The 11054-nt window shown below is 67.0% G+C and carries 7 protein-coding genes and 1 pseudogene; 4 read left to right on the forward strand and 4 right to left on the reverse strand.

Annotated elements, in window-relative coordinates; genetic code table 11:
• Positions 1-35: 35 nt before the first annotated feature.
• Positions 36-1424 (reverse strand): amino acid permease, encoded by a 1389-nt coding sequence (locus NYP18_RS04670; protein WP_259427015.1) that lies wholly within the window; start codon positions 1422-1424, stop codon positions 36-38.
• A 211-nt stretch (positions 1425-1635) separates the two neighbouring features.
• Here NYP18_RS04670 and NYP18_RS04675 point away from each other — a divergent pair.
• From NYP18_RS04675 to NYP18_RS04690, 4 genes and pseudogenes are all read left to right on the forward strand, one after another.
• Positions 1636-2894 (forward strand): annotated as a pseudogene (locus tag NYP18_RS04675) (alpha-hydroxy acid oxidase).
• Between the two features lie 132 nt (positions 2895-3026).
• On the forward strand, positions 3027-5219 hold the full coding sequence (locus tag NYP18_RS04680; RefSeq protein ID WP_259427016.1) for a DEAD/DEAH box helicase: 2193 nt from the start codon (positions 3027-3029) through the stop codon (positions 5217-5219).
• Between the two features lie 92 nt (positions 5220-5311).
• A complete protein-coding gene (locus tag NYP18_RS04685) occupies positions 5312-6241 on the forward strand; it encodes a hypothetical protein (RefSeq protein WP_259427017.1) in 930 nt (309 codons plus the stop codon).
• A 104-nt stretch (positions 6242-6345) separates the two neighbouring features.
• A complete protein-coding gene (locus NYP18_RS04690) occupies positions 6346-8157 on the forward strand; it encodes a hypothetical protein (RefSeq protein WP_259427018.1) in 1812 nt (603 codons plus the stop codon).
• Positions 8158-8162: 5 nt separating this feature from the next.
• Here NYP18_RS04690 and NYP18_RS04695 read toward each other — a convergent pair whose 3' ends face one another.
• The 3 genes from NYP18_RS04695 to putP are packed head-to-tail and all read right to left on the reverse strand — an operon-like array spanning position 8163 to position 10950.
• Positions 8163-8639, reverse strand: a complete 477-nt coding sequence (locus NYP18_RS04695) for a DUF2269 domain-containing protein (protein WP_259427019.1) — start codon at positions 8637-8639, stop codon at positions 8163-8165.
• Positions 8640-8677: 38 nt separating this feature from the next.
• Positions 8678-9319, reverse strand: coding sequence for an HNH endonuclease family protein (locus NYP18_RS04700; protein ID WP_259427020.1), 642 nt, complete (start codon positions 9317-9319; stop codon positions 8678-8680).
• A gap of 50 nt (positions 9320-9369) precedes the next feature.
• On the reverse strand, positions 9370-10950 hold the full coding sequence (gene putP, locus NYP18_RS04705; protein WP_259427021.1) for a sodium/proline symporter PutP: 1581 nt from the start codon (positions 10948-10950) through the stop codon (positions 9370-9372).
• Positions 10951-11054 lie beyond the last annotated feature (104 nt).

Genomic DNA, 11054 nt, shown 5'->3' on the forward strand with positions numbered 1-11054 from the left:
CGCCTCGCTCAGATCCTGCCCGGACTTCTTCGCGCTCACAGGGCCATCCCCTGGACCTTGGGCCGGCCGGTGGCGTAGTAGAGCGTGGTCATGAGGATGAGGAAGCCGACGCCCACACCCAGCGCCAGGTGGTACTGGTCCAGCCAGATCATGATGCCGAAGGTGAAGATGATGAAGGCGATGGCGAAGAACTGCCCGTAGGGCCAGAAGGGGACCGGGAACTTCAGCTCGGCGACCTCGGTGGGGGACATGCGGCGCCTGGAGGCGACCTGCGCCAGCAGGATCATCAGCCACACGTAGATGGTGGCGAAGGTGGCCAGCGCCGCGACGATCTCGAAGACCCGCTCCGGCAGGATGGCGTTGAGCGCGGTGCCCACGACGAGGGTGAGCAGGAGGATGGCGGTGGTCATCACGGGGATGCCGCGCAGGGTCTTCGCCATGACCCGCGGGGCGAGGTTCTGCTTCGCCAGGCCGGTGAGCACGCGGCCGGCGCCGAAGAGGTCCGCGTTGATGGCGGAGAGCGCTGCGGTGATGACCACGACGTTGAGCAGGGCCGCGGCCCAGTTCACGCCGAGGGCGGAGAAGATCTGCACGAAGGGCGATTCCTCACCCGTGATCGTGCGCCAGGGGTTGAGCGCCAGGATGACCAGGATCGCGCCGACGTAGAAGAGCAGGATGCGCACCGGCACGGTGTTCACGGCCTTCGGGATCGCCTTCTCCGGGTCCTCCGCCTCCGTGCCGGCCACGCCGATGATCTCCGTGCCGCCGAAGGCGAAGAGCACGAGGATGAAGGCGGCGATCATGCCCTCGAAACCGTTGGGGAAGAAGCCGCCGTCATTGACCAGGTTGTCCAGGCCGACGTTGTGCGCGGAATCGCCCAGCCCGAAGGCGAGGATGGCGGCACCACCGATGATCATGCCCACCACGGCGGTGACCTTGATGATGGTGAAGATGAACTCCAGCTCGCCGAAGCTGCGCACACTCGCCAGGTTCGCCGCACCCACGATGAGCAGGGTGGCCGCCACCCAGATCCACTGCTGGGTGTCGGGGAACCAGAAGCGCATGTAGATGGCGATGGCCGTGAGGTCCGCCAGACACACGATCATCATCTCGAAGGCGAACATCCAGCCGGTGATGTAGCCGGCCCAACCGCCCAGGTGGGCGCGGGTGTACTCGGCGAAGGAACCGGTGACGGGCATGCGCACGGCCATCTCACCCAGCGCGCGGAGCATGAAGTACACCACCGCGCCACCGAGCAGGTAGACCAGCAGCACCGAGGGGCCGGCGGCCTGGATCGCGCCGGCCGAGCCGTAGAACAGGCCCGTGCCGATGGCCGAACCCAGCGCGATGAAGTGGATGTGCCGGGCCTTGAGGCCGGGCCGCTTGACGACGGTCGTGGACGTCGCCGTCGGAGTTTCGGTCATGGACAGGTCCTTTGCCGGTACTGGGAAAGAGGGGAAAAGCCAGGTAACACCTTAGACCTGGGGACGGTGGAAGAGAATCCGCCCAGACCCTGCGCGGAGGTTCCTCTCAAAAGTCTGCGCTCGAGGAGCGCGACCGCTCTACCCGGCCACGCTGATCCTCGTGGACCTCTAGGATCCTGGTAGACGTTATTCTCCAGGGAAGGAACCCGTCATGGTCAGGATGCAGCGCCAGTTACCGCAACCCAGCGAGCTCTTCCAGCTGCTGAAATTCCGGCGCCCCTCCCTCCGCGTGGGGCAGACCCGCCTGCGCAACGCCCAGTCCATCGAGGACCTCCGGGACCTGGCCCGCTGGCGCACCCCGGCCGCCGCCTTCGACTACACCGACGGTGCGGCCGATGAGGAGATCTCCATGGCCCGGTCCCGCCAGGCCTTCCAGGACATCGAATTCCACCCCTCAATCCTGCGGGACGTCTCCCGGGTGGACACCAGCTGTGAGGTCTTCGGCGGTCCCTCCGCACTACCTTTCGGCATCGCGCCCACCGGTTTCACCCGCCTCATGCAGACGGAGGGGGAGCGGGCCGCGCCGGGATCCCCTTCTGCTTATCGACGCTGGGCACCACCTCCATCGAGGACGTCCGCGCCGCGAATCCGCAGGGCCGCAACTTCTTCCAGCTCTATGTGATGCGAGAACGGGAGATCTCCTTCGGCCTGGTCGAGCGCGCCGCCCGCGCCGGCTTCGACACCCTGCTGTTCACCGTGGACGCCCCGGTGGCCGGGGCCCGCCTGCGGGATAAACGCAACGGTTTCTCCATCCCGCCGCAGCTCTCGCTGGGCACCGTGCTGGATGCCATCCCGCGGCCCTGGTGGTGGTGGGACTTCCTGACCACCCCACCGTTGAGCTTCGCCTCCCTGTCGTCGACCGGCGGCACGGTGGGGGAACTGCTCAACTCGGCGATGGACCCCTCGATCCAGTTCTCCGATCTGACGGAGATCCGTGCCCTGTGGCCCGGGAAACTGGTGGTCAAGGGAGTGCAGACACTGGAGGACGCGAAGCAGCTCACCGACCTGGGTGTGGACGGCATTGTCCTGTCCAACCACGGCGGCCGTCAGCTCGACCGGGCGCCCGTCCCCTTCCACCTGCTGCCGGCGGTGGCCCGTGAAGTGGGTGATGACATCGACGTCACCATGGACACCGGCATCATGCACGGCGCGGACATCGTCGCGGCGATTGCCCTGGGTGCGAAATTCACGTTCATCGGCCGCGCCTACCTCTACGGCCTCATGGCCGGCGGTGAGGCCGGGGTGGAACGGACCATTGACATCCTCAGCGAACAGATCCGCCGGACCATGCAGCTGCTCCAGGTCTCCGAACTGGCGGAACTCGGACCCCGGCACGTCACCCAGCTGAGCAGGCTGGTGCCGCGGGGAACCGGGGCTGCATCCCTCCCCCGGGGAGCACGCCGCGGTTAGGGCGGAAAGTGGGGGCCCGGCGGCGTCGATAAGCGGCTGTGGTGAGCGGACATGTCACCAGTCGCTTATGCGACGCAGAACACCCCTCATGAAATGGTTTTTTGGACTGGAGTCGAGTACGCTGGGCAGGCAATGAGCATTACCGATAACGCCACCGGCGGCGTGAACGAGCCGGATGACATGAATCTGTCGGAATCTCAGGAAAACCCGCAAGGTGACGCAGCGCAAGCTGCATCCGCCTCCACCGGGCCGCTGACTGTCGAGGATGTTGTTGATCCCGACGCGCCGGCCAAGGCGGATCAGGACACCAGGGACGCGGATAATTCTGAGGCTGCCGACTCCGGGACCGACATCGAGGTCCCGGACAACGCTGACAACGAAAAGACTGCTGACGCAGATAACAAAGAAGCCTCAGGGGAGAAGGGTGAGGGCAACGGGTTCGCGAACCTGGGCCTGCCCGACGCTGTCCTCCGTGCGGTGGAGAAGGTGGGTTTCGAAACCCCCTCCGCCATTCAGGCTCAAACCATTCCTGTCCTCATGGAGGGCAACGATGTGGTCGGTCTCGCACAGACCGGTACCGGCAAGACGGCGGCTTTCGCGCTGCCCGTCCTGGCACGCATCGACATCGAGGACCGTTCGCCGCAGGCGCTGGTCCTGGCACCGACCCGTGAGCTCGCGCTCCAGGTTGCGGATTCTTTCCAGTCCTTCGCCGACCACCTGGGCCGGATCAACGTCCTGCCGATTTACGGTGGTCAGGCCTACGGTATCCAGCTCTCCGGTCTCCGCCGTGGCGCCCAGATCATCGTGGGCACCCCGGGTCGGGTCATCGACCACCTGGAGAAGGGCTCCCTGGACATCTCCCGTCTGCGCTTCCTCGTCCTCGACGAGGCGGACGAGATGCTCAACATGGGCTTCCAGGAGGATGTCGAGCGCATTCTCCGGGACACCCCGGACGAGAAGCAGGTCGCGCTGTTCTCCGCGACGATGCCCAACGGCATCCGCCGCATCTCCAAGCAGTACCTGAACGACCCGCAGGAGATCACGGTCAAGTCCGAGACCCGGACCGCAACCAACATCACCCAGCGCTACCTCAACGTTGCACACCGCAACAAGCTGGATGCGATCACCCGCATCCTCGAGGTCACCGAGTTCGAGGCCATGATCGTCTTCGTGCGCACCCGCCACGAGACCGAGGAGATCGCCGAGAAGCTGCGCGCCCGCGGATTCTCCGCCGCCGCCATCAACGGTGACATCGCCCAGGCCCAGCGTGAGCGCACGGTCGATCAGCTCAAGGACGGTCGACTGGACATCCTGGTTGCCACCGACGTCGCGGCCCGCGGCCTGGACGTCGAGCGCATCAGCCACGTGTTCAACTTCGACATCCCGAATGACACCGAGTCCTACGTCCACCGCATCGGCCGCACCGGCCGTGCAGGACGTACCGGCGAGGCGATCCTCTTCGTCACCCCGCGTGAGCGTCGCATGCTCAGCGCCATCGAGCGCGCCACCAAGGCACCGCTCACCGAGATGGAGCTGCCTTCGGTCGATGACGTCAACGAGGCCCGCAAGGCCAAGTTCGCCGACAGCATCACCGAGGCCCTCGAGTCTGATCAGCTGGACGTGTTCCGCAAGATGATCAAGCGTTATGCCGAAGAGAAGGACGTTCCGCTCGAGGACGTTGCCGCAGCCCTGGCCGCCCAGGCCCAGGCTGGCGCCGACTTCCTGATGAAGGATCTGCCGCCGGAGCGTCGTCGCGAGCGTAACGACCGCTTTGAGCGCGGTGATCGTCGCGACGACCGTCGTGGTGGACGTTCCGAGGACCGTGGCGACCGCGGTTCCCGCTTCGAGCGCGACGGTGACTTCACCACCTACCGCCTCGCGGTGGGCAAGCGTCAGCACGTCCGTCCGGGTGCCATCGTCGGCGCCCTGGCCAACGAGGGTGGCCTGTCCAGCAAGGACTTCGGCCGCATCACCATCGCCATCGACCACACTCTGGTCGAGCTGCCGAAGAACATGGATCCGGGTGTTCTGGACCGTCTGTCCGACACCCGCATCTCCGGCCAGCTGATCAACATTGAGCCGGACACCGGTGGCCGTCCGCCGCGTCGCGATGACCGCGGCGGCGACCGTGGTGGTTACCGTGGCGGGCGCGACCGCGATGACCGTGGCGGTTTCCGCGGTGGCCGTGACCGTGATGACCGTGGCGGCGGCCGCGGTGGTTACCGTGGCGGGCGCGACCGTGACGACCGTGGCGGTTTCCGCGGCGGGCGCGACCGTGACGACCGTGGCGGCGACCGTGGTGGTTTCCGCGGCGGGCGCGACTAACACTGCCTGACTGACACCCCCGTTCTCCCCTTCGTGGTGGAGACGGGGGTGTTCGTCATCTCCACCGGGATTCCTGTGGTGGAATAACTGCCATGAATCCCATCAGGCACCTCGTCCTCACCGCCCGTGAGATCCGGCAGATCACGGATCCGGAGCACCGGCGGGTGGTGGAACGGTGGCTGCTGGAATTTGTGGCGGTCAACGTCCAGCTGGACACCACCCAGGCGGTGGTGGCCGGAGAACAGCTGGCGCGCCGTTACGGACACTGGGCGATCGCCGATGAACGCAACTGGGACCGGTTGTGCCGGGTCCCGCTGCGCACGGAACTGGAATGGTCCCTTGACGGGCTCTTCCCGGCTGATTTCGCCCGGCCGGTCACCGTGCCCGGCTCCCACGGGGCGGAGATCGAACTGTTCCTGCCGGAGGATGTCCCCGGTGCCTGCCTGGCGGAGCGGGTGGCGCCGGTGGAGTACCGGGAGGTCGGGGAGCCGGAGTGCCCGGTACCTGATTTCGCGGAGTTCGCCGGTCATGTCGGGGAGCGGGAGCGGGCGATGTTCGGCCGGATCACGGAGGTCCATGGACTGGTGCGGTGGGAACCGGACCTGCCGGATGATCTCGACCGCCACCTTGATCTGGAGGATCCGGAGGAGACCGAGATCTACGGCGGGGAGATCTTCTTCCACCTCAACCTCAACCCCTTCCTCATGCAGCGTGAGGTGATGGACCGGGTGCTGGAAATGGTGACACATCTGCTCGTCCTCTACCTGACCGGGACCCTGGAGGACCCGGAGGTGGAGCTGCCCCATGCGATGGACGTGGCCAGTCCGCTGGAGCTGGAGATGGCCGCCTGGCTGGCGGCCCGCCGGCTGCGGCTGGAGGTACCCCCGGGCCTGGGTGTGGCGGTGTGGTTGAGCCTGCCGGACATGCCTGTCCCGGAGGGGTTGCGGTGGGCGCTGGTCTTTGATGTCGCCGGTGCCGTGGAGGGAACGCTGCTGGGCCACCGTTATCAGGTCAACGATTGACCCCGTGCAGGGGGTAGCCGGGGTGTGGTCTTCGGTATTCAGCTTAAATATGTCGGTCTCTTATGTTGAACTAAGCATATAAACCACGGCTACTAGGAGAACTGTTGAAACCCTACGACGCTATCAGCTCACACCTGAACCACTTCCTCCATCCCGAGGACCGGGTGCTGGTGCGTCGGTGGTTGCTCGAATTCCTCGTGTCCAATCCGCGTTTCCCGGTGACGGCGGCCGCGCAGATCGGGGATCAGCTGATCGGCCGCTGGGGCACCGACATCCTCCGGGAGAGCCACGGCGAGACGTGGGCCACGAATCCGTTGCCCGCCACCCGGGAGGAGTGGGAGGCTGACGGCCACCGCGTGCCGGAGGGCACCCGCCCCATCGTGCTCAACACCATCGACGGCTGCCGGCTGGAACTCTTCCTGCTCTTCGACGTCGAACTCGCCGACGAGGAGCTGGTCGGCACCATCGACCACACTGCGGTGGCCGAGCCCGCACAGCCGCATGAGCTGGCCCCCACGCTGGTGGAGTTCGCACCGCACCTGGGCAGGCGGGAACGGTCGGCACTGTCCTACCTGTGGCGTATCGGCACAGTACTGGAGTGGGCGGAGGGCAGCGGGCATACCTCGGCGGGGTGGATTGAGGGCACGGGACCCGACCACCAGTGTCAGCCTGTCCCAGAGCTCGACCGTGACGGGGCCTGCCACCGGATCATCATCAGCCGCGATCTTGAGGGCCCGGCTGTGGTGCACCGGGTGCTCGTTCTCCTGGCCCGGTTGCTGGGTGCGCTCATCCAGGGCCGCCGGGAGGGCATTTCCCGGGGCAGCGGACTCGTCGAGCAGATCCCGGACACGGAGGTCGCGGTGGTCAGCCACCTTGCCGGGCTCCGCCTGGGACTCGGCGTCCCGCAGGACACCGAGGACCTGGCGGTCCCGGACGAGATCGACTGGAGCCGGGCCCTGGAGACCGCCCAGGTGATGGAGGATCTGCTGCAGGGCCTGCCGAATCCCGCTTTCCCGGTGGCCGCCACGACCGGGCACACGCGTGTCGCCCCACCGGTGCTGGTCAGGGACCCCTACCGGGAGATTGACCAGGAACTGGCCGACAGCCAGACCGCCGCGGAGCAGGAGGTGGTCGAGCGGTGGATGGTGGATTTCGTGGCCGCCAACGGCCGGTTCCCGTTGCCCACCGCGCTGGCGCTGGGCTGGGCGCTCTACCGCCGGTGGGGGAGTGCTGTGGTCGGGGATCCTTCGCGCAGTTCCTGGGTGGGGACCATCGAGCTGCGTTCGGTGGAGGAGTGGCAGGTCCGTGGCTGGGTGCCCCGCCCGGACGCCCAGGCGATGGTGGTGCCCAGCTCCCAGGGGCGGGCGGTCGACTATCTCCTGCGTGATGATGTCGTCGTCGCCGACCGGCTCTCCGCCCTGGAGTCAGAGGCGGAACCGGAGCCGGAGAACCTCGCGCTCTTCCGGCCCGGACCGGCGGATGCCCCCGCTCTGCCGCAGTTCGAGGGGCGCATCCCCCGGCGGGAAGTGGAGATGCTGCGCAACCTGTGGCGTGAGCGGATCATCCCCTATCTGCCGGGTGCGGAGCCGGGTACCCCGGAGGCCGGGGGGCAGGCGCACCACCGGTTGGAGGTCATCCCCGTGGCGGGGCAGAGCCTGACCCTGGCGGCCATCGAGGAGTTGGTGCTGCGGTCGCTGGCCCAGGATCCGGAGACCGGCATCGACGAAGACGCCCCGAAATGGGAGATCGCGTTGGTCAGCCACATCGTGGCCCGACGTCTCGGTGTCGAGTACGAGACCTGCGGGCTGGTGGAGCAGGCCTTTGGCCGCGACGCCGGAGCCCCGCCCCTGCGCTGGGGTGCGGTCTTCCGCACGGCCGCGACGGTGGAGAACACCCTCAACGGTTTCGGCGGCTGATCCGCTCAGACGTACATCAGCACGAACATGATCAGCCAGAGCAGGGCGAAGAGGCCGCCGAAGATGGACAGCTGCTTCTTCGTCCCCTCCCATTCGTCCTCGGCGAGGGTGTCGCTCTCCGGGTCGAGGTCATCCGGGTCGAGCAGGCCGAGTGCGCCCATCATCTTCTTCTGGCGGGGGATGATGAGGATCAGGAGGATGATCCATGCGATGACGGCGGCGCCGATGGCGAAGAGGTACTGGCTCTGGCTGAAGTATGCCCCGTCGGTGAACATGACCGCCACGCCCAGCAGCGGCACCAGGGCGGCGAGCACGCCGTAGGTGCTGCTCAACCGGTGCAGGACCTTGGCCGCGCCGGCGGCCCGGGCATCACCGCCGCGGGCCTGGAGTGCCTGGCCCTGGAAGAGGGAGACGGCGACTGTGACGGGGCCGATGAACAGGACGGCGGCCAGGACATGCAGGGCGATGAGGATCGTGGTCACGGCAGGGGTCAGCACCTTTCTCCGGGGATAGGGGATGATCAAGGGTCCGGAGACAACCCTAACCAGTCCCCGCCCGGCACGCGCGACTGACAGGCCCGGCGCATCGCCTTCAGTTCCGCGGCGGGCAGGGGAATCTCCCAGGTGGCGGCGACCAGTGCCAGGCGCCGGGCGTACCAGCAGTGTGCGCCGCGGTCCCCGGGCAGCCAGCCGGTGGGCAGGTGGTCGGATTTCTCCCGGTTGGCGGCGCGTGAGGTGGCCACGAGGTTGAGTGGGTCGTTGGCGAAGGCCTCCCGGCGGGCGCTGTCCCAACGGTGGGCACCGAGGTCCCAGGCGGCGGACAGGGGGAGGATGTGGTCAATCTCCACCTGCCGGCCCAGGTTGAGGGGGTCCCCGGTGTAGGGGTCGGTGCCGGTGCCGCCGGTGACACGGCAGTCACTGAGGTGGCCGCCGGCGTCGGCAAGCGTGGCCTCCCGCACGGTGCAACCCCCGGCCGGGGCCCAGCCGGTGCCGAAGAGGTGGCGTTCGTAACCGAGCACGCGCGGACGTTGCGGCACCTGCGTGATGTGGGGGAGCAGGTCCTCGAGCGGCGGCAGACCGGCTTCCTGCCGTGGGGTGGGTGGCCACGCGGCGAACAGCGTGGCGCAGATGAGCAGCAGCAGATAGATGCGGAAGGGCCTCACACCAGTATTGGACTGGCGTGAGGCCCTTCAGGTTCCCGAGGGTGTGCGGATCAGGCCTCGCTGCCGCCCCTCACCTTGGCGGCCGCGGTCTCGATGTCCACGTCCTCGTCGGTGCGCAGGACCTCGACGAGGCGGACCGCCTGGTCGAATTCGGAGGTGATCTCCTCGGCAGGCGGGGAGGTCAGCAGGGTGACCACGACCATGACCACGGTGGCGGCGATGAAGCCCGGGACCATCTCGTAGATGATGTCGGAGCCACCGAAGGTGCCCCAGGCGAAGACCACGGCTGCGCCGGTGACCATACCGGCGATGGCACCGGCGGCGTTGAGGCGCTTCCAGTACAGCGCCGCCAGCATGAGCGGGCCGAAGGCGGAACCGAAGCCGGCCCAGGCGAAGCCGACCAGACCCAGGATGGAGTCGGAGGGGTTGATGGCCAGGACACCGGCGATCAGGGCGATGGCGACGACGGCGCCGCGCGAGAGGTTGATCAGCACCTTCTCGGCGGGCAGGCGCCTGGCCACGATCTTGTACAGGTCCTCGATGAGCGAGGAGGAGACGACCAGCAGCTGGGAGGACATGGTCGACATGATCGCGGCGAGCACGGCGGTGAGCACGAGACCGGCGATCAGCGGGTGGAAGAGGAGCCGTCCCATGTCCAGGAAGATCGTCTCGAAGGCAAAGCGGTCGGTGACGGCGATGTCCGGGTTCTGGGAGAAGAAGACGGTGCCCACCAGGGCGGTCATGGTGGCGCCGACGATGCACAGGAACATCCAGCCGATGCCGATCCACCGGCCCTGCTTGGCTTCCGCGGGGGTGCGCAGCGCCATGAAGCGGACGACGATGTGGGGCTGGCCGAAATAGCCCAGGCCCCAGGCGAGGTTGCCGATGATCGCCGCGGCGGAGACCCCGGCGACCATGTTGAAGTAGGTCGGGTTGCCGATGCCGTCGGTGTAGGGACCGTAGTCGTTGCTGGACGCCCAGGTCCAGATGTCGGAGGGGTTGTCCAGGGCGATCAGGGCCATGACGGGCACGAGGATCAGGGAGGCGAACATGATCGTGCCCTGCACGACGTCGGTGTAGGAGACCGCGAGGAAGCCGCCGACGAAGGTGTAGGCGACGGTGACGGCCGCAACGATGAGCATGCCGCTGAGGTACTCGCCGCCGAAGGTGGCCTCGAAGTAGCGGCCGCCGGCGACCATGCCGGAGGAGACGTAGAAGGTGAAGAAGAAGATGATGATCAGCGCGGAGATGATCCGCAGGGCGCGGGACCTGTCGCGCAGCCGGTTCTCGAAGAAACTCGGCAGGGTGATCGAGTTGTTCGCCACCTCGGAGTAGGAGCGCAGCCGGGGTGCCACCCACTTCCAGTTCGCCCAGGCGCCGACGAGCAGGCCGATGGCGATCCACAGTTCGGAGAGTCCGGTGACGAACAGCGCGCCGGGCAGACCCATGAGCAGCCAGCCGGACATGTCCGAGGCGCCGGCGGACATCGCCGCCACAAAGGGGTTGAGTCCACGGTCGGCGAGCACGTAGTCGTCGTATTTGTCGGTCTTGAGATAGCTCCAGTAACCGATCGCCAGCATCGTCGCCATGTAGATGACGATGGCGATGATGAACCAGGTTGTCTGTGACACTGGTCGGGGTCCTTTCCATTGACGGGTCCAACGGCAACCTAGGGCAGTTACCGGTGCGACCCAAACCACACAGACCCCTATCTTACTGTGATCTGGATCATGTT

Source organism: Corynebacterium lemuris, from assembly GCF_024919295.1.
Taxonomy (GTDB): Bacteria; Actinomycetota; Actinomycetes; order Mycobacteriales; family Mycobacteriaceae; genus Corynebacterium; species Corynebacterium lemuris.

Excerpts from the sequence above, each read along its gene's own strand:
- NYP18_RS04670 (WP_259427015.1), bottom strand. The coding sequence starts at position 1,424 with ATGACCGAAACTCCGACGGCGACGTCCACGACCGTCGTCAAGCGGCCC.
- NYP18_RS04680 (WP_259427016.1), top strand. The coding sequence starts at position 3,027 with ATGAGCATTACCGATAACGCCACCGGCGGCGTGAACGAGCCGGATGAC.
- NYP18_RS04685 (WP_259427017.1), top strand. The coding sequence starts at position 5,312 with ATGAATCCCATCAGGCACCTCGTCCTCACCGCCCGTGAGATCCGGCAG.